This window comes from Paenibacillus sp. FSL L8-0638 (assembly GCF_038593075.1).
Taxonomy (GTDB): Bacteria; Bacillota; Bacilli; order Paenibacillales; family Paenibacillaceae; genus Paenibacillus; species Paenibacillus polymyxa_D.
The window spans coordinates 5,441,079-5,460,046 of sequence record NZ_CP151960.1; the positions used below are offsets into that span (position 1 = coordinate 5,441,079).

Sequence of the window (18,968 nt, forward strand, 5' to 3'; positions counted from 1 at the left end):
TCATGTGCCATATGACATCTATCGTTCCATAGTTCAGAATTCCCATTTTTGTATCGGTTCTCATTCTACCCTTTTCAGGAAGGGAGCTTATCCGTTATCGTTGAATCTGTTCATGTAACCAACATACGGCCGCAATGCGGCTCAGGACCGTTCCATGTATGACTTTCCTAGTATACGCGAAGTTGAACTGGTTTCCAAACGATTTTAATGAACAGGACCACAGTCTATATAAAAGGTGAATTCGATCTTCATGTCATATATTATGGTATAAGAATTGGTAATTCATGAATAAAGGATGGATGCTTGTGGTTAACAACTTGCATTATAATTTTATAATGACCGGTTCCTTGTCGGAGAAGCACACTTTGTTTGCTGAAGAGTGCTTTACTAACCTGTTCGATTGTTTTGAAACGCTCCTGAATATATCAGGAATCCGCAATACCCGTGTGTCTATCTATCAATCCAAGAAAGCCAAACACGGTAAGATCCGCTGGGACAAGCAGGAACTGCTCCGCATTGTGACCGATGATGAATTGACTCCTTTGATGCTGGTTATAGAGGCGCCTAGTATCAAATCGTCCTATAACAAAGGGACGACGCCGGAAGTGTACATTCTTTTGTCCAATGGCCCTATGGGTCAATCCCCCAACAATTGCGGGATGCTTGTTTCGATCCGTCAGGACGTTTATGAACGTATTGACCGAACAAGCGTGGAAGACGTTATGCTGCAGCTCAGCCAGTTAATAAAGGCAAACAAACTGTTACATAGCTCGCGCAACTTTTATGCTGGCAGTAAAGCACGCGCCATTATGGATATTCTTCCATTTATGCTCGAACAGGATACCCCGGATATGAAGTATGTTTTTCAATCGTGGACTCCGTTCCCTTTACCACACACTTAAACAATCCGTCATACTATTAACCCCAGGAGGCTGCAATTTATGCAAATTCAAGTTCAAAAGGTTGAAAAAAAAGAGAACGAATATCTCATTCATTATCAAGCCGGGGGAGCGTTGCCGTTCGTTCCGCATGATATTGTTCTGATCCATGGCAAACAGTATTTTATAGGCACGATTTTGAAAGTAGAGCCGGAACAAGCCCTTGTACGTATCAATCCGGAATATGAAGGCCAACTGGCAGGGTCCATCGGACTGGAGCTGGCTTTCTCTCCAACCGTTTCTATTCAAGGTGCAGACAGCATTGTCGAAAAGCTCGGCTATTTCCCTCCCTTTCATTATGACCGAATTACGGCTGCTAATATGACGAAAGACCAGATTACGCTGACGATTGAGCTATCCTACGCTAGCGTGCTTGTCCCTAAATCACCGGATCTGGAGCCTTCGGCTGAGGCACCTGTGATTCCTGGAGCTCCAGCAAAAGACGTTCCACGCTATGCAGTTACTTTTACATTTTTGGAAACCAAAGAGCATGTATTAACTCCTGTAGAAACAGAAAACATCATCTTGCAGCTTGATTTCCGCTATGAAGAAGCAGACATGGTCGTTGATATCGATGCATTGACGGGACTGTCAGGTAGCTTTCTATGCAGAGGTATCCAGGCAGAGATTAAGGAACTGAATGAATAAACAGGAGGCTCGTGAGCTATTACGTTGTCATTCTTTTATTCACGATGATCTGGATCATCCCAAAATGCAAAACGGATTTCTAGGGATGCTCCGTCCCTTCCAGGGAGAACTAATTGAGGATAATTTCCATGAGCTGATGACTATCATTGAAGTTCTGGCAGATGAGTTGGAGAAACCATCCGTAGAACAGGAGCTGATTGCCGCTTTGTGGGGGATCTGCCAATATACACGGGCGTGGGCATTGTATCCTGATAGTATGCTGCAGCGTAACAACCTGCTGACCATAGAGCAGATCAATACCCTCGACGATTGGATTGATACGATCTCCTATGCGGTTATGGTGCTGCTGGAGGGTGGCGGACCAGAAGAAGCTTTATCGAACTACAGACATGAGAGTTGATCCGCAGTGATACATATATCTTAGTCAAGGGGGCCGCTTTTGCATTGCTTCGCGCACATAAAAGCATGCCTTTCGCACAACATGCTCTGAAACAATTAGTAGAGCATGAGGAATTCGGTGCATCTGCCAAACGGGAGCTTTCCACATAATCGACAACCAAAGGAGAATCACTCTACTTATGCGTGTAAGAATATTTATATTCATATTGATTATCGGAATTATATGTGTGCCTGCGTATTTTATTATGAGCAGCTTTGGATTATTTCAAAATGAAAAGGTGCTTGTACATTACAAGCTTGCCATTGAGGTAAAGGATAAAAAGTATGATGCCTGGCCTTTAATCAGTAGCTATGCCGCTATAGATAAAAGAGGGGACAGTCGCCAGCTCTACTACCAGGCGGAGGGCTCAGGCTTAGAGTATCTGTTTCAGCTAGCCTATGGACAATATGAACTCCGACCCTCCAAGGAAAATCCTTTCCTCGACGGGGGAATCCACTACACCATGGACCACCCTGAGTATGTGCGTGAGGAAAAGCAGTATGAGAATGCTAACGACTACACGGAATTAACCCATTTTTATAATCAGCAGGAACGGATGATTTATACCTATAATCCCGAAGCCAAGCTCGATAAAACATACGTCCGTTCCATCATCACCGCTGGGATGACTCGCACAACTGGTAATTCAAGCCGTCCGGTTAAGGATGACTATATCAATATCAGTAAGCTGTTTAAGGATAAGCTGGGAGTGAATGTGAAGGTCGAAGTGGATGAGGACAACAAAATCGTCACCCTATCGATGACATGATCTCACAGTGATGCACCGCTGCGTCGTCTCATTTCCAAAAAAGAGATCTATGGTTTACTAGAATCAAGGGGGCTGGTTGTTGATGTCATTCGCAATTGAATCAGGGCTTTTGCCTGCCCAGATCGCAGCATTGGAGGAACAGATACAGCGTATATTGCCCGCTGGCTATAAACGTTTTCTTTCACAATATAACGGATTTTATGTAGCCGCCCCTTTTTATTGCAATGTGCCCTTCGATCGAGTGGATAACGGAGACATTGATTTGACTTGTTTTTTCGGATATGAGGTATCCAACAAAAATCATGACCTTCTAGCGATTAATGATGAATTTCTGGATGAAATCAATCATGTCGAGAGCGCTTTGTTGATTGGTGCAGATGCGGGCGACAATTTTTACGTTCTGACATGTAAGGAATACACCCCGTATGTGTACTACTGGGACCGCACACATCTTCATGCCTATGATGACAAACTGAACTATGATATTGCAGAGCAGGACGAATGTGGACATTTGTATCTGGTGGCAACAGACTTTACAACGTTTTTTAATCAGGTAATTGAACAACTCAACGAGCAGAAAGGGAGACCTACTGATGACAGAAATACATAATGCTAAATGGGGACCGGCTTACTTGGAGGGTTGGGTGGTACCCGAAAACCTGGAGACATGGGTCGAGCAGGAGTGGACAGGTACGCTTCGTTCACAGGCAGGACATACGAAATTCCACATTTTTTATTATGGAGAACTTATGGACGAGCTGATCACTGGAACTGAATTTGCCCCCCAGCTCATTATTGCAGAAGATGCAGTCACAGGTGAACAGATCGTGATTTTTGACGGAACCCGCCATGGTTACGATGCTCTGCTATGCGAAGTTTATACCAAGGAGCAGCAGAACAATCGCACTCCCCTGCTGCCCTATCTGGACGAAGATGGTGAAGATACTTTCGAGATAAGCGTAACTGCCTTTTATAATGTTGATTGGGATAACGAGTTTGCAGACGATGTAGATGAGAATGGGCAGTTAGAGCTGATCAACGGCGAACGATGCGATTTTGAAGATGCGAAGCGAAACGGCTATGATGCGATCAGCATTACGATTACCAGCGCTAAAGGTCTAAAAACAGAAATCATTCAGGAAGAGCTGGCCTGACGATGGTGTTCAAAAGAATCAAGCATCGGGAAGGCGATATTTTTGTTATCCCCCTGCATGACGGCCGATTTGCGGTATGTCAGGTGATCTGCGCACTGTATGGTAGATTCAAAAAAGCGTTCTCCTTCGGGGTTCTATCCATAGGCCAGAATCAAGCGTACGAGGGAGAAACGACATATCTTCCGTTCACTAGTTATCGCAGCCGATTTGAAGTTATATTCACCGCCACCCAAAATCTGACGAAAGGAGTATGGCCCATTATCGATCATCGCCCTCTTTCCGAGGAACAACAGCAGCTAAAATATTTTAATTGCGCGGGCCATCTATACTGTGGGGATGAATATATACGCAATCTGGAACTGGAAGAATATAATCAATATACGGTAATGGGCGTGGCTGGATATGAGTTGGTACAGCAATATTTAGCCCAACATGATGACCGCTAGGAAGAATAGCAGCACAAATAACCACCTTGAAGTTTGAATGCCAAGGTGGTTATTTGACCTGTTAAAAGGGTTCAAACGTATATGGGAATGATGTACGCTCTGTCCCCAATACCGACTTCACGCGCTCTTCATCCACCAACGCTTCGACGAGGCTATACAAATCCGAGGCTGCATACCGAAAATTGCCCCATGTGCGCAGATTCAAAGCATAGATTGGGAATTCCCCCCGTTCATCAGGCGATTGAATATCCCAGATCAGCAAGTCATCCTCTTCACTGGAAGCGAAAGGGACCGCATGCTCCAAAAGCTCCGGAAAACCATCTGGCTCCAGCGCCGCTTCTTGCAAAACCTCTTCTGATTCCAGCAAATCATCAAACCAAGCCCGCCAATCATGATAACGATGAAGCCATGAATCCGGGTGATCGCCAAGAGGAATATGAATGTTCCATAAGCCGCATAGTAGCCCGTAACCAAGAGTTTTGACATAATCTATATAAGAAGGCGGAAAGCCCATACCATTTTCAAAACGATGATCTATTAGAAAAGCCTCATCATAATAAGCCTGAAACTGCGGACGTTGCAGCCCTGTAAAAATGCTCATGTTCACCCTCTCCTTTTGCACGTCCCATTCACCTTTTACCCTTCGGCGCATTGATAAGGCCATTTTCAAGTGTTAATGTTGTTAAGGAATATTATAACATATGAAATATAAAGAGTACGTTTTTACGATCTTTCCGAAAAGGAGGAACGAACATGGAGCAAAAACGCTTCAAAGATGAATATGGATACAAATATGACTTTAGCGCCGTGATTAGAAGAGGAGAACAGGTAACTGTTCACTGCCCCCGTTGTCAGGGCCAAGCTTTTATTTCCATATCCAAAAAAGACTGTCATTACGTCGTTCGATGTTCTCATTGTTACTACACATATCAGCAGCCCGAATCTTATACATTCTATGCACGCGGCGTATGTAACCATTGCGAACGGTATTTTAATATCGAAATCCATGATGACCGAACGAAACTCCATAAAAATACGAATATAAACTGTCCGCACTGTGAAACACGCAATCAGGTTCCGGTGCATCGTGTGCAATCACGCGAATGGCATACGAACGTGATCCAAAACGGAAAAGACCCTATTTTCCAGCTCCAGTTGTACTTCCTTGATTACTATCGGGGTAAACCTGTCTGGGCTCTTAACCGGATACACCTGAATTACCTGCTCTCCTATATCTCTGCCGAGTTGCGAGAAAAGCCTACATCCGGTATGATGCGTACGGCTTCCCATTCCATTCCCAAGTACATTAAGGATGCGAAGAATCGCCAGTCCATCTTAAAGATATTACAAAAGCTACAGCATAAGCCAGCGGCTAAGAGAGGAGCCTCCATACATGAGCATACAAACTTTTGACAGCCTTGAAGCACTGGTCCATGCCGTTGACCAAACAGAAATCAATGAATGGGTATTTGCCAATCTGAAACATGTTCAAAGTAATCCGCTCAATTCTACCTATTACATCATTCCCGAGGAAGAATTGTGGGAACTGGAGGATGCCGGTCTCACCGTCACCAATCATCGTGATGAAAGTATACCTGCATCTCTGCCAGACCATCAGGTGCAATCTTGGCTGGAGGTGGCGACTGTACAGGATGTCATTGAAGTGTTACGCCACAGCGGAAGCGAGCCGGATATTGAACGCATTGCGCAAGGACTGCGATATTATCATGAATATGATGCTTTTATGGAATAAGCGTTTCCAGCAGCTCTTTTACCTCAGGGACAGCCTGCTTCAGGCTGTTTTTTAGTTTCTTCGCGCCACCCCATATACGATAAACAAGCACCTCTTGTTCGTAGTTCTCCAGCTTCTCAAGCTCCTCCACCAGTACCTGTGCCTGCTCTACGGTTTCAATTCCGGATGACTTCAGTGGTTTGGCAGACTCGTTGCCTGCCAGTAGAACCCTCGTCCAAACGGGTATCGTGTCCGGTGTCAGTCCGTGTGCGTCAGCAAATACAGCGGCGTAACCGTCCTGTACGGACTGATGTTCACTGTCCACCAGCTTCATATAACGATTCACTAATGGGAAATAGTTATTTCCTTTTAGGCCCAGTCCCATCACCGCATAGGTTCCCGGCATTGCCGACTTTTCACCGGGCTCTACATCGTTATACCACTTGAACTCTTCCATCACAACCTCAGCATATTCAGCCAGCAACGGATGCAGCGCAGGGTATTCAAGTGCATTGGCGAAGAAACGATGCAACGTAGATTTAGCCAACTTGGGTACAGGCAGGTAGTTTTTCACCTTGCTTTTGAACTTCATCCGATATTCCTTGGTAAAGCCCTTTCTTAAAATATCGCATAAATATACGAGTGCTTCTCTATAGCTCTCTTCTTCCTCTGAACGAACCTGAACCTCCAGCGTTTGCAAAATATCATTGGCTTGGCAGATGACTCGCTCACTTGTATATAACGCTGGGATGCTTCCTGATCCGTTCTTAAGCCACTGGGCTGCCTGATCCGAACCCAACTGTGCAGCAATCTCCAAATACTTCTGCCGTGCATCGGCATCGGTCGAGCCCACCCGCATGGCGGTAAGCAGGAACATCTCCATGGCTGGCGCGGGAATTTCCGAAGGGAGAATATCGGGCTTCACTTTATAATCCAGTCCATAGCTTTTTTCCCGATCCGCATACTTCAGCAGAAATTCATCCTCAGCCCAATGCTTTAAGCCACTGCTGAGCTGATACCTCCATGCTTCCTCACGCTTGCGGCTGACCTTCACTTTGGCATCCATTCGATTCAGCAACTCATTCATCCGCTGGGCGTTTACAGGGTACAAATGAGGATCAAGCAAGTGTCTCACTAAGAAAAAATCGTCCTCTTCCTTCGGGATAGCTTTACTGGAGGGGTTGAGCTTCTGCTCTACAAACTGTTGGATAGTGGCTAACAGTTGCTGCCGTTTATCTTCATTTAGGAGTGAGAATGTAAAATGATTGGCCTTATTCTCCAAGACCACTTCCAGATGAAAATCCAGCCGATAACGAAAGAACATGGAGCTGAATTCTTCCGAATTAAATAGCGCCTCTATCTTTTCCTTGAACATAGGCATCCATTCGTCCTGCACCTGCTGCAATGTTACCCCATCTGTAAACCCAGAAATTTCCGTATCCGGTCTACGACGATCCCAATCAAACGGTTCGTGGGTATCCACCCACAGCCCATCCTTCTTACAAGTAACTTTTAAGTATTTATGAATCCCTTCGTGAAGGACGCTTTTGATTTGGAATTCGGCGATGCGCTTTTGCTCAGAAGCGTATGTCTGGTCAATCTCCTCAAAAATTGGATCGATGTAGGCTTGTACCCCTGATGTCATAAGATGTGTTCCTCCTTCGTCCCCTCACAAATTGTAGTTCCTACGGAATTAAGATAGACTAATCTATAACTATTTTATTTCCTGATTATAGCATATCTCTCATTTACTTTTGGACTCTATCCCTATAGATAGAGTGCCGGAAAGCAGGTGTATTCATATGTATTGGGTTTCCACACAACATACGACGGTGGCTGCCGAAGAACTGACAACTTTCGAACATACCTATGGATTAACTTTACCACCTCCCTATGTAGCATTCCTCACCCGCTATGGGCCTGGTACCTTTTGCGGACTGCTGGTGATTGAACCGCCTGATGCTCAACTATTACAATCCTATGCGGATTACGAACTGTGGACGCATGATGATAACTGTCCGATCACCGTGCAACAGCTAGGCGAGTGCGTGGTCATCGGTAGCTCCATAGATGGGGATTTCCTAGCGGTGCACCCTCAGGTCGAAGGTTTGCTTTGGCTACCGCGACATTCGGAGGTCATTACTAAGAAGCCATTAGATGTTCAGGTTCCATTTACAGATACACTGGAGCATATACTACAGGATGAATTCGGAAGAATAGAGCCATTCCCCCGTTATTTCGAACCTGTCAGTCTGGATAGAGCAGCAACATTTCTACTATTTAATCCACCCGAGACGGCGGAAGCTTGCGGTTCAGCCCATCCGAACGATCAAGCCTTGCAAATAACTCCAGCATCTATACAGGTATTGGCTCAGCGTTTTAAACAGCATTTTGACTCAAATCTATGGATTGAAAACGAGCATATCTGCATGGCTTTTCTTCAGACTCTAGGCGGATATGTGCGTTTTAACTATGCATATGGACGCGAAGTGGCGATCATTTATGAACCCACAGCGATAGCACTTCGTGATGAAATTCTAGCATTCTTGCAAAAAGAGCATTGCCGGGTTGTAGAGTAAGAGGAGGACAAATACGAATGACAGTACATTTTGAACGAACCTTAGAAAAGCTGGGACAGATCGCCGATCGTCTGAGACAAGGTGGGATGTCTGACGTGGTATACCAATGGTCGAAGGGGATTTCTACAAGTGAACTAACTGAGTTGGAGGAACGGCTGCAGATGCCTTTGCCTGCCTCCCTGTCTGAGTTGATAAAGCGGTGTGGCAGCTTACATTTGCTATGGCGCCTCCCTCAACTCTGTATTGTAGCCGATGAACCGGCTTGTTCATATGAAAGCAGTAATGGCCTTGAACAAGAACCGAATATCCTCGACGATATCACAGGAGAATTTGGCTGGAATCATGAGTATATTGGCTATTTTACATCTTATGGGGAAGATACCGACTCAGCAGCGGACGAACAACGATATCTGATCCTTAATTATAATGGTGCGGGTGATCCGATACTGCTTGATATGGCGACATCCGCAACAGAGCCAGCGGTGTTCTGTTATGATCATGAGTTGGATCAGTTTACGCTGCTCGCGGAAAATCTACCCGCCTATATAGAAACCATGCTCACCTTGCACGGACTATGGCTATGGGATTGGTCTAATGTGTCAGACGAGCATGGCATTCAGCTAAACAGTCCACCACTACAACTGTGGCAACGCTGGTTGGACATGTTTTGTACGATGAAGCTGGAGGATGCGCAGTCGTTGGAGACGCTGATCCATTACACCACCATGCATGGCGTAGATCATCCTGCTGTGTTGCAGGCTTTTCAAGCCTATGATCCAAAGGATATTTTTCTTGCCTGGGAGCAGCACTGGCAGAACATTCAACATAGCCAGGTTCCATTCTCTACATGGGCCGTTTGGGTAGGGGAGACCGCAGGGGGTGGGGCTGCTGATTGGGTTCGCTCCTTGTGGGAACCGGAAACCGCGCAAGTATGGACATCTTTAGCTCAAAACAATCCCCTACATGCTAAGGGTGCATTTGCGTCCACACGCGCCTATCTGAGCGCCCGCTGCCTACCCGAGCAGGAAGGCTTGGTATGTGTTTGCAATCACCTGCTACAGTATTCGGTTGCAGATGGCAAATTAGAAGGATACACCGCTAATGGGCAGCTACAGCATTTTCATTCACCGCAGGTTATTAACTGGATACGGGATAAGGTCAATCATCCGGTCGATGGCTGGGCAGTACTTTTCGCCTACTCTTGTCCTACAGCTGAGCAGGTGATTGAATGGCTATCCAGTAGTGAGCTTCATCAGAAGATTGCAACGGAGGCGCTAGATATTATGATTCATCGGGATCTTCTGCCCACTCTGGAAGCAGACGCTTGGGCCAATATCTCAGATCTGCTTCTTGCTTCTTTGCAGCTCGTGATGCTCAAAAAAGATAAACGTCGTATTGAAGCCGTGCTTAAGCAGCTTTCAGATTTGGAACTTCGTTAATCTTTCGGAAGGGTCGTATGCGGATTCACATGTACAGTGATGTGAGGTAAAGAAAGTTAGCCGCTGCATCAGCGGCTTAACCCCTTGAGGAAAGTATCTATAGTAAATGAAATCAATTCATCATTTGATTGTGCCATAGGAAAATCAAAATTCAGGAGCAAAGAAGTCAAGCCGTGCAGCATACTCCATACAGAGCTGGCGAACAAGCGCTCATCTCCTTGAATGATGGAACCCTCCTCCATAACGGCTTTGAGCCCAGCTTCAAGAAGCTCAAAGCCTTTAAGGCTCCCACTGTCTATAAGACTAACCAAGCTTACAGATTCCAGGTTGCTGATAAACAGAATGTTGTAATATTCCGGGTTAGCCGTTCCAAAACGAACATACGCATCAGACACCGCCTTCAGTGTGTCCAGAGCGTTCAATCCCGCTGCCTGTGCTTCATCCGCACGTTGCTGAAGAGCCTGCAGAAACAGGGCATTTCCTTCTAGCAGGAGTTCAATTACAATGGCTTCCTTATTTTCAAAATAATGATAAATAGTTGTTGGTGAATATTCGATCTGATCCGCAATTTTGCGCATGGAGACTTCAGCATACCCTTGATTCAGAAAAAGCGATCGGGCGGCCTCAATGATTTTCCGGCGGATCTCATTGCTTTCACGTTCTCGGCGTTTGATATGTTTCATGAGTAGATGTACTTGCCCTTTCTGCCTACCCCAATTTGGCGGCGATACGATCAGCTTCCATTATACCCGATTCCATAACCCCTTGAAACCCGCCCCCAGGCTGTGTCCAGGCCCCTACCAATGATAGACGCTTTACTGCTGATTTGTGCTTGAGCCTTTTTATACCGGACTGCCGAACCGTTTGTGCGTAGCCATAAACAGCCCCGTCGGGATTAGCGGTATAACGCTGCATCGTGCGTGGTGTGCCCAATTCGGCTACCATCACTTTGCTGCTAAAACCCGGATACAGCTGTTCAAGGCATCCCAATATCTGCTGTGTCACGGCTTCTTTTTTGGCTTTGTATTCGGGACGTGCGGCAGGCCAGTTCTCCAATCTGTCCAAAAATGTAATTGCGATGACACCCTTTCCCGGTTCATTGAGCTTAGGGTCCATGGCGTTATAATTCGTGAGCATCCAGTTGCCTTTCGTATACTGGCCGCTCATCATTACTTCATAATCTGTCTCCGAATCCGGCTCATTACGCAGGATTAAGTCTTCTTCGATGATGCCAAGCTCATGAGGTTCACATGATAATCCCAGATATAGCTGGGTGAGAGACGTGCCAGTCTCCAAACTGCTGACAGCTTCCAGCTCACGACGGGCAGCATCATGGTTTTCCAGTAGACGGCCATAGGTATGATGGGGACTGATACCAGACACAATCCAGTTGGCTTTATATACATCCCCTTTTTTCAGACGGACACCAGCAGCTTTACCACGTTCGAGTATAATCTCAGATACCTGACTGCGCAGGTGAACTTCTCCTCCCGCTGACTTAATAGCGTCAACCAGTGCATTGGATAAAGCCTGTGCGCCTCCCTCAATGTAATACGTCCCCTCCATGTGGTAGCCGATCCAGGGAATAAAAAAATACAAGGCCGCAAGTCGCTTTGGAGGCAATCCGTAATAGGCCCACAGCGCGGTGAAAAATTCCGTGAAGCGGTCAGATAACCCGAACTGGCTTACAGCTTCCCAGGTGGTCATTTGCGTCCAGCGGAAAAAGGTCCCAGCTTTGAGCAGGCCAACCGCCTTGCGCCAGGAAGTGAGAGTAGAAAAAGCAGAAAAGCCTGTTTCAAAACGGCGAATGCCCGCGAATAGACTGTCAATGGCTTTCACCTCAGTAGGAAACATGTTCTTGAGGAGCTGCACATACTCCTGAACATCGGACGGAATATCAATGTTCTGGCCTTCCCAACGAATGGAGTAAGGGTGCTTTTTGCGGAGAGGAACAATTCGCTGGTCCGCATTACAGGCCTTCAGCATCTGACCAAAGCTTCCTTCCTCGAGTCCGCCAACACCATGCAAGGAGACATCAAAGGTATATCCCTTTCTTGTAAATTCAGTTGCGAAACCGCCAGGCAGAGTATGGCTCTCAAAAACAGCTGTTCGGTAACCGAGCGCAGAGAGTCTTGCTGCACAGGATAAGCCACCCAATCCTGCACCGATGACAATAACATCATATTGGTTCATGATTTCATCCCCTTTTTTTAACATCGTTATATAAGTTAACAGTGCTAAGTTAAGGAGATTATATACCATAATATTACCGTTGCGAAAGTAAAACTTTTTTAATAAAACATCAAAAAATGTAGCGCTTTCACTTGTCAGATTCCAATGAAGGTGCTATCCTTCAAGTGGGATTGTTACTGAAAAGGCAAAACCCGAGTACACTTGTGTACCCGGAGTTTGCCTTTTTTTTAATTTGTATGAATTCCACAGCATACAGTTAACCATCCCGAACATGTAGTAAGCGCTTTAAAAAATGACACCAAAGGAGATTAATCTCATGCAAAGAAGACGTTTTGCCCTTGTTTTATTATCTTTCGTGTTCCTGCTAACGATCTTTTTCCCATCCTCCAGCTCTGCCGCAGCAGCGACAGATGTCCCAGCGCCACAGGCTACCCTGTTTACACAGGTACAGCCTTTGGGTGAAGTCGTTTCTGCTGTTGTACTGAAATACAGCACCAATATTGACGGGGCATCCTTATCCACGTCTAGCTTTCAGGTTCAATCTGTACTCAATGATGTATATACAGATAGAACCGTGACCGGTGTATATACCAATGATACTGGAGCCATCACCAACCGCAGCACTCATGGTAAATATGTTGTGATTGAGCTGGATACGCAAGATAAAAATGCAAGTACCCTTACTTACGATGCAACAAGCGCAGTTAACCGCATCAACACGTTGAATTATATTATTAGTCAAAAGGAAAATATCGCAACTTCAAAGAAAACAGTCATCCCAGCCTCTGCACAGACTGTAAAGGCAACAGATAAAATTACACCGATCGTAGACGATTTCCAAAAAAACACCTTTGAAAATAAAGAAGGCTTCAAGCTGAACTACTTTACGTTTGAGCCTAAAGTTGAGCCCGGCAAAACCTACCCTCTGGTTGTATTCCTGCACGGAAACGGCGAACGTGGTGACGGAAACGGAGTAAATTTGCTGGCAAACGCCGGAGCTGTTACTTGGGCTTCTCCTGAGCAGCAAGCCAAACACCCATCCTTCGTAATCGCACCACAAAGCCCGATTGACTTGGAACATAAATTCATTTGGGCGGATGAACCACGCAACAGCGCTGTAGCCGATTTGGTACGTGAAACAGCGTTAAAATACCCAATCGACACCGACCGAATCTATATCGTTGGTATTTCTCAAGGAGCTATGGGTACGTGGAGACTGCTGGAAAAGAATCTTGACTTGTTCGCCGCAGGTGTACCCATTGCCGGTTTGACCAACTATGAAAAAGCCGTTAACATGTATGCACCTGTCGATCCTAAACACGTTGAAGTACTGAAAAACGTTCCGATTTGGGCCTTCCATGCTGCAGACGACACCACAGTTAGTCCTAAAAACTCGCAAGAAATGGTAGCTGCCATTAAAGCACAAAACGGAAACCTCATTCATTTTACTGAATACGAAGCAGGGATTATCAAACCTACAGGACACTTCTCCTGGGTACCGGCTCTGCAAAATCAGGATATGATTGAATGGCTGTTTGCACAAAAGAAATAAAAAAAAGGCACCTGCTTTCCTGTGTACCACCATCAGGAAGGCAAGTGCAATATTAAAACGAGGAGACTAAAAATTTTGACACTGGCATTGCATTTGCAGTTAACTTGAAGCTTGTTACTTCGCGCGCTTCGCAGCTTTGATCGTTCTCAAAGCCCGTCTGCGCGTGATCTTATTCGGACTGCTGAGCTGTCTTCTGGCAGTAGCCACATCCGTTTTAGCCATGTGTAAAGCACTATCCTATTCACTTAGGCTCATATTGGGAGTCTGCGCCTAAAGACTTAAATGATAATGAGAATCATAATCATTTAAAATTATATAATGAAATCTACGAGCATGCAAGAGCTTTTGGGGCATTATGTATCTCTTTTACAACGGTGTTCATTTCACCCTTTTACTCTTCTGTGTTACATTATATAAATAAGACGAGAACAAAAATTCGAAACAGAATTTATGTTCGCTATTTTTCATACCCTTTATTCCGAACTAAATCAAAGTCTATATCTTCTCGACATGTGTTCCATAACAACTCGTCTGTAAGAAAACTTAATGCATCCATGTTGCGCAACCGTTCGACTAACTCGGTAATCACATCTATGTCCTCACGTTGTACATATCTGGCAAGAGTGATGCCGCCTGTATCGCCATCAACATATAGATGCGAATGATGTCTTTCCTTTTTTACATGTCGAAGAGTAAGCACGCTATTGTCGATCATCATGACGTAACGGTCCTTGATTAGATAGCCCTCAAAAAGCTCATACATATGCGGAAGATCACAGGGACCAAGAATGACACTTACTTTTTCAAAATTATCTTTGTTCATTTAGATTAGCTCCCTTCACATCTATTAAATCGGTCTTTACTAAAGATTAGATTTGTAAATTTTATAACTTTTCAAGATTAACCTTTGTAGTTATTTTATATCCTTTAAAGATAAACTTCAATAGTTAATGCTACTTCTATTTAAATTTCTATAATGAGGTGTATGTATGGGAATTGTTTTTAAACTTGAAGAATTACTTCGAGAAATCGGGATTACTAAAAACGCTCTCGCTCGTGAGGCAAAAATCAGACCTAATACCATCTATGAGATGTGTAACAATACATCCAAGCGAATCGAATTTAAAACATTTAATACCGTGATGGAAACACTGATTCGGCTCTCTGGTCGTCCATTAACCCTACATGATGTTCTCGAATATATACCTGAGAATGAATCAGAGAAACACTGATACATTCACAGAATAGTCCGCTGCATCTTATATCTCTGCCCCTGGCAGGGATATTTTTTTCCTTGTTATTTAGCATAATTGTTATCATTATTTCAGAGTACGTGTGACTAGAATCTATACTGATAAAGGAGTATTTTCCATCATGAATGTTCATGAGAGATATCATTTTAAACTTGGCGATATTTTAGAAGAACTTGATATTTCCCGAAATAAACTAGCCGTAGAAGCAAAAATACGTCCGGCTACTGTAATAGATATGGTAAATGGCAAAACCAAAAGACTTGAATTAGAAACACTTGTCCATATACTTGATGCTTTGAACAGAATTGCCCATCAACGAAGATTTTCAAGGACTATTACTCTTGCTGATATTATAGAATACATCCCCGAAGATGAAATGGAGAGACAGTGAGACTATAATATGAGAATGAGGATTACTATTAGCCTCCAAGAGGGCATTTCCATGACGAAATAAAAGGTTGCTAAAGCCCTCTTTTCCCCATATTAAAGAAGCGTTGGGACAGCAAGCCCAACGCTTCTTTATGCTTAATAAGTAACTTATATGATGATTAATCCACCTTTCCGCCTTCTACGACCAGTTGATCTGTAAAGCCTTCTCCATAAACGGAGGTCAGTGTGTCCTTGTAGGCTTGATGGACAAAGTTTTCCTTACCCAACGTTGCCAACTCATTGTTGATCCAGTCTAACAACTCCTTATTTCCCTTTGCTACTGCGGGTGCAATCGTATCTTGACCACCAAAGGCCGGGATGGTTACGGTAAAGCCGGGGTTGGCCTTTGCCCAGGCGATCAGCTCTGTATTATCGTTGGCAATGGCAACGCCGCGTTTGTCTTTGAGGGCTGAGAAAATCTCTGTGTATTGATCGAATTTGAGCAGCTTGATGTCAGGATAATTTTTCGTAAAATAGGTTTCAGCCGTCGTTCCTTTTGCGACAATCAGCTTTTGATCCGAACCCTTCAATTGGTCAATCGTGGTGATTGGAGCGCTATCAGGCGACACAATGCCAAAGGATAATTTCATATACGGGTTGGCAAAATCGACTTTTTCTTTACGCTCATCGGTCACCGTAAAGTTAGCCATGATGATATCTACCTTGTTGGATTCCAAATAGGCGACCCGGCTGGCAGCATCCACCAGAACAAATTCCACCTTGGACTCGTCACCCAAGAGATCTTTGGCAAACCGCTTCGCAATATAGACGTCAAAGCCTTGATTTTTCCCTTCCGAATCCACGTAGCCAAAAGGCGGCTTATCTGCAAATACACCTATTCGAATCTTGCCATTCTTTTTAATATCCTCAATCGAAGCAAATTTAGCCGAGCCTGAACTACCGTTGGTATTTCCGCCTCCTGCACATCCTGCCAAACCCACAAGCAGCAAGCTCAAAGCCAGTAATAACGTCGTGAACTTCATTCCTTTTCTCATCTGTATTCCTCCCCCTGTTTGTCAGCATTTTGCATCATTCGGTTTCTTTCGCTTCTGGGTGCAATATAGAGACCAATAGAAACATTTCGATCTCTATATTGTGATTGGAAGTCGCTCATGGGATTGATGCAAAATGCTCATATCGTTTCGTACTGAAATATATCCAGAAAGTGCTGGGCACGCTCTGTTTCCGGTTGGGTAAAAAATTGCTGCGGCGTAGTCATTTCGCATATCTGTCCTTGATCCATAAAAACGATACGATCTCCTACCGACTTGGCAAATCCCATTTCATGCGTCACGATAATCATGGTCATGCCCTGTTGGGCCAGCTCTCGCATGACATCCAGCACCTCTCTGACCATTTCCGGGTCCAAGGATGCGGTGACTTCATCAAAAAGCATAATTTCCGGGTTCATACACAGGGCGCGCACAATTGCAATTCGTTGCTTTTGCCCGCCTGATAACTGTCTCGGATACGCATCTTTGCGATCCAGCAGACCCACTCGCTCCAATAGCTGCTCCGCTTGCTCAAGTGCCTCCTGCTTATTTCTCCGCTGAACTTTAAGCGGGCCGAGCAATATATTTTCCAAGACCGTCATATGCGGAAACAGCTCATAGTTTTGGAACACCATTCCGATATGCTGTCGCACCTCACGCCAATTCACTTTTATATCCGTCAGATCCTGTCCTCTGTAACGGATATCTCCGCCCTGGACCGGCTCCAGACCATTGAGACATCGAAGAAGCGTACTTTTTCCACATCCCGAAGGACCAAGAATGACCACGACTTCCCCTTTCCTTACGTCCAGACTAATCTGCTGCAGCACTTTTCGATCGCCGAAGCTTTTGTCCAGTCCTCGAATTTCCAATAAAACCTCCTCAGCCTCTCCCATGACACCACCCCATCCTGCTAATTTTGCCATCTGCGTTCAAATCTTTTGGAAAGTCTGGATAACGGATAGCATACAAGAAAATACAATATAAAAATAAAGCCATACACCCAAAAGGATGCCGAAGGCGCTTTGATTACACCTAGCTCAATAATCTGCTGTCCAACCTTCACCACTTCCACTACACCGATCAGCACCACTAATGATGTGGTTTTGATCATCCGTGTCGCCAGATTAATAGAACCCGGAAGCATTCGGCGCACCGCTTGGGGAATGAGCACATGACGGTATAATTGCCAATAGGTCAGCCCCAGTGCCTGCCCGGACTCCACCTGATGCTTAGGCAGTGATTCCAGCGCACCACGAACAATATCACCAATCTCGGCTGCTCCCCACAGGCTGAATACGATAACTGCCGTCAATTCCCCGCTGATATTCACATTCAGCAAAGGCGTAAATCCAAAATACACGACATACAACCACACCAAAATCGGTATAATGCGGAATGTCTCCAAATAGAATCTCAGCACAAATCGAATCGGTTTTGATTGTAAGGTGCGCAGCAAACCCATCAAAATGCCTAGCAGGGTACCGATAATAATGGAAAGTAATGCAATCTCCAGCGTAACGAGCAATCCTCCTAATAGACGCTCAAAATTCGAACCCTCAAAAAGCACATTAATCCCCGAACTCAGCATATCGCACCTTCCTTTCCACCCACGTCAGCAGCATCGACAAAGGTAAAAGCAGAACGAGATATGCCAATACCAGCAGAATCAACGATTCTGTCGTTTTGTAGTACATACCGATCAGGTCCTTTGCCACATTCATCAGATCTAGTAAAGCAATGGCACCCACAATGGAAGTCTCCTTGAGCAGAAAGATTGCATTGGCTCCCAAGGACGGAATACTGATGGCAAATGCCTGTGGCAAAATAACATATCTCGCCAATTGTATCTTGGACAGTCCGAGGCTCAGCCCGGATTCCGTTTGCGTCTTACTCACGGCTTCGATTCCACTACGGAACGCCTCAGCCATATAGCCACCACCCAAAAAGGTCATACCCACAACCGCACATGTCATTTCGCTCATATGCAGACCTATTTTGGTAAACCCGTAGTACAAAAAATATAACTGTACAAGCAGCGGCGTATTACGGGAAAGCTCGATATAGGCTACAATAATTCCGCTAATTCCTCTCACCCTGTAATACAGCACGATGCTGCACAGCAAACCGACGACTAGTGAAAACAGAATAGCAAAAAAGGCAATCTTTAACGTCAGCCACATGGCTTCTCCATATAGCGGCAAGCTTTCTACAATAAACTCCCAGTCTAAGTTCATATGCGTATACCTTTCAATTTTCAATTATTCCTATGTATTTGCTTTGCTTAATAACAATGATTGTATTCCTGCCCATTTATTACGTCAATACTTTGATGAAAATTTGTCATATTTATCTATGATTAAGAAAGAAAACCGTTATTTTTTTTCAGAAATAAATAAAAAAAA

General features: G+C 44.8%; 24 protein-coding genes. 14 read left to right on the top strand and 10 right to left on the bottom strand.

Annotated features, from left to right (window positions below):
• Window positions 1-284 precede the first annotated feature (284 nt).
• The 7 genes from MKY35_RS24215 to MKY35_RS24245 all read left to right on the top strand — a co-directional run bounded on the left by MKY35_RS24215 (window position 285) and on the right by MKY35_RS24245 (window position 4,394).
• Complete coding sequence (locus MKY35_RS24215; RefSeq protein WP_342445016.1) at window positions 285-902, top strand: hypothetical protein; 618 nt, start codon at window positions 285-287, stop codon at window positions 900-902.
• A gap of 39 nt (window positions 903-941) precedes the next feature.
• Window positions 942-1,586, top strand: a complete 645-nt coding sequence (locus MKY35_RS24220; RefSeq protein WP_342445017.1) for an immunity 50 family protein — start codon at window positions 942-944, stop codon at window positions 1,584-1,586.
• Window positions 1,579-1,986 carry a hypothetical protein gene (locus MKY35_RS24225; RefSeq protein ID WP_342445018.1) on the top strand — a complete coding sequence of 136 codons (408 nt, stop codon included), beginning with the start codon at window positions 1,579-1,581 and terminating at the stop codon, window positions 1,984-1,986. The genes MKY35_RS24220 and MKY35_RS24225 overlap by 8 nt, the downstream gene beginning before the upstream one ends.
• Before the next feature lie 178 nt (window positions 1,987-2,164).
• Entirely contained in the window at window positions 2,165-2,794 is a 630-nt protein-coding gene (locus tag MKY35_RS24230) for a hypothetical protein (protein ID WP_342445019.1), read from the top strand.
• A gap of 82 nt (window positions 2,795-2,876) precedes the next feature.
• Window positions 2,877-3,404: an SMI1/KNR4 family protein gene (locus tag MKY35_RS24235; protein ID WP_342446700.1), complete on the top strand. Its 528-nt coding sequence runs from the start codon at window positions 2,877-2,879 to the stop codon at window positions 3,402-3,404.
• Window positions 3,388-3,948 (top strand): hypothetical protein, encoded by a 561-nt coding sequence (locus tag MKY35_RS24240; RefSeq protein WP_342445020.1) that lies wholly within the window; start codon window positions 3,388-3,390, stop codon window positions 3,946-3,948. The genes MKY35_RS24235 and MKY35_RS24240 overlap by 17 nt, the downstream gene beginning before the upstream one ends.
• Window positions 3,949-3,950: 2 nt before the next feature.
• Complete coding sequence (locus tag MKY35_RS24245; protein ID WP_342445021.1) at window positions 3,951-4,394, top strand: immunity 26/phosphotriesterase HocA family protein; 444 nt, start codon at window positions 3,951-3,953, stop codon at window positions 4,392-4,394.
• A gap of 61 nt (window positions 4,395-4,455) precedes the next feature.
• Here the strand turns inward: MKY35_RS24245 and MKY35_RS24250 are convergent, their stop codons facing one another.
• The gene (locus tag MKY35_RS24250; RefSeq protein ID WP_342445022.1) at window positions 4,456-4,995 is read right to left on the bottom strand and encodes a hypothetical protein; all 540 of its coding nucleotides are present in this window, start codon (window positions 4,993-4,995) and stop codon (window positions 4,456-4,458) included.
• A gap of 152 nt (window positions 4,996-5,147) precedes the next feature.
• On the opposite strand from MKY35_RS24250, the gene MKY35_RS24255 reads away from it, so the two are divergent.
• Together MKY35_RS24255 and MKY35_RS24260 are read left to right on the top strand one after the other, a co-directional pair.
• Complete coding sequence (locus MKY35_RS24255; protein ID WP_342445023.1) at window positions 5,148-5,807, top strand: hypothetical protein; 660 nt, start codon at window positions 5,148-5,150, stop codon at window positions 5,805-5,807.
• Complete coding sequence (locus MKY35_RS24260) at window positions 5,788-6,147, top strand: hypothetical protein (RefSeq protein ID WP_176715670.1); 360 nt, start codon at window positions 5,788-5,790, stop codon at window positions 6,145-6,147. Before MKY35_RS24255 ends, MKY35_RS24260 begins: the two co-directional genes overlap by 20 nt.
• Here the strand turns inward: MKY35_RS24260 and MKY35_RS24265 are convergent.
• Window positions 6,137-7,771 (bottom strand): DUF6138 family protein, encoded by a 1,635-nt coding sequence (locus MKY35_RS24265; protein WP_342445024.1) that lies wholly within the window; start codon window positions 7,769-7,771, stop codon window positions 6,137-6,139. The genes MKY35_RS24260 and MKY35_RS24265 overlap by 11 nt on opposite strands.
• Before the next feature lie 157 nt (window positions 7,772-7,928).
• On the opposite strand from MKY35_RS24265, the gene MKY35_RS24270 reads away from it, so the two are divergent.
• Both MKY35_RS24270 and MKY35_RS24275 read left to right on the top strand, forming a co-directional pair.
• Complete coding sequence (locus tag MKY35_RS24270; RefSeq protein WP_342445025.1) at window positions 7,929-8,705, top strand: SMI1/KNR4 family protein; 777 nt, start codon at window positions 7,929-7,931, stop codon at window positions 8,703-8,705.
• 17 nt (window positions 8,706-8,722) lie between these two features.
• On the top strand, window positions 8,723-10,144 hold the full coding sequence (locus MKY35_RS24275; protein WP_342445026.1) for an SMI1/KNR4 family protein: 1,422 nt from the start codon (window positions 8,723-8,725) through the stop codon (window positions 10,142-10,144).
• Window positions 10,145-10,212: 68 nt separating this feature from the next.
• Here the strand turns inward: MKY35_RS24275 and MKY35_RS24280 are convergent, their stop codons facing one another.
• Together MKY35_RS24280 and MKY35_RS24285 are read right to left on the bottom strand one after the other, a co-directional pair.
• A complete protein-coding gene (locus tag MKY35_RS24280) occupies window positions 10,213-10,827 on the bottom strand; it encodes a TetR/AcrR family transcriptional regulator (protein WP_029518565.1) in 615 nt (204 codons plus the stop codon).
• 25 nt (window positions 10,828-10,852) lie between these two features.
• Window positions 10,853-12,337: an NAD(P)/FAD-dependent oxidoreductase gene (locus MKY35_RS24285; protein WP_342445027.1), complete on the bottom strand. Its 1,485-nt coding sequence runs from the start codon at window positions 12,335-12,337 to the stop codon at window positions 10,853-10,855.
• Window positions 12,338-12,653: 316 nt separating this feature from the next.
• On the opposite strand from MKY35_RS24285, the gene MKY35_RS24290 reads away from it, so the two are divergent.
• Complete coding sequence (locus MKY35_RS24290; RefSeq protein WP_342445028.1) at window positions 12,654-13,889, top strand: PHB depolymerase family esterase; 1,236 nt, start codon at window positions 12,654-12,656, stop codon at window positions 13,887-13,889.
• Window positions 13,890-14,003: 114 nt separating this feature from the next.
• Here the strand turns inward: MKY35_RS24290 and MKY35_RS24295 are convergent, their stop codons facing one another.
• On the bottom strand, window positions 14,004-14,111 hold the full coding sequence (locus tag MKY35_RS24295; protein ID WP_158453606.1) for a putative metal homeostasis protein: 108 nt from the start codon (window positions 14,109-14,111) through the stop codon (window positions 14,004-14,006).
• A 235-nt stretch (window positions 14,112-14,346) separates the two neighbouring features.
• A complete protein-coding gene (locus tag MKY35_RS24300) occupies window positions 14,347-14,712 on the bottom strand; it encodes a hypothetical protein (RefSeq protein ID WP_322251530.1) in 366 nt (121 codons plus the stop codon).
• Window positions 14,713-14,878: 166 nt separating this feature from the next.
• On the opposite strand from MKY35_RS24300, the gene MKY35_RS24305 reads away from it, so the two are divergent.
• Window positions 14,879-15,121, top strand: coding sequence for a helix-turn-helix transcriptional regulator (locus tag MKY35_RS24305; RefSeq protein WP_029518571.1), 243 nt, complete (start codon window positions 14,879-14,881; stop codon window positions 15,119-15,121).
• 142 nt (window positions 15,122-15,263) lie between these two features.
• Window positions 15,264-15,533, top strand: a complete 270-nt coding sequence (locus tag MKY35_RS24310; protein ID WP_039271640.1) for a helix-turn-helix transcriptional regulator — start codon at window positions 15,264-15,266, stop codon at window positions 15,531-15,533.
• A gap of 157 nt (window positions 15,534-15,690) precedes the next feature.
• On the opposite strand, the gene MKY35_RS24315 is transcribed toward MKY35_RS24310, so the two are convergent.
• From MKY35_RS24315 to MKY35_RS24330, 4 genes are all read right to left on the bottom strand, one after another.
• On the bottom strand, window positions 15,691-16,566 hold the full coding sequence (locus MKY35_RS24315; RefSeq protein WP_342445029.1) for a cysteine ABC transporter substrate-binding protein: 876 nt from the start codon (window positions 16,564-16,566) through the stop codon (window positions 15,691-15,693).
• A 137-nt stretch (window positions 16,567-16,703) separates the two neighbouring features.
• The gene (locus MKY35_RS24320; protein ID WP_342446701.1) at window positions 16,704-17,459 is read right to left on the bottom strand and encodes an amino acid ABC transporter ATP-binding protein; all 756 of its coding nucleotides are present in this window, start codon (window positions 17,457-17,459) and stop codon (window positions 16,704-16,706) included.
• A gap of 17 nt (window positions 17,460-17,476) precedes the next feature.
• On the bottom strand, window positions 17,477-18,154 hold the full coding sequence (locus tag MKY35_RS24325; RefSeq protein ID WP_025677530.1) for an amino acid ABC transporter permease: 678 nt from the start codon (window positions 18,152-18,154) through the stop codon (window positions 17,477-17,479).
• Window positions 18,135-18,800, bottom strand: a complete 666-nt coding sequence (locus MKY35_RS24330; protein WP_342445030.1) for an amino acid ABC transporter permease — start codon at window positions 18,798-18,800, stop codon at window positions 18,135-18,137. Before MKY35_RS24330 ends, MKY35_RS24325 begins: the two co-directional genes overlap by 20 nt.
• Between the last annotated feature and the right edge of the window lie 168 nt (window positions 18,801-18,968).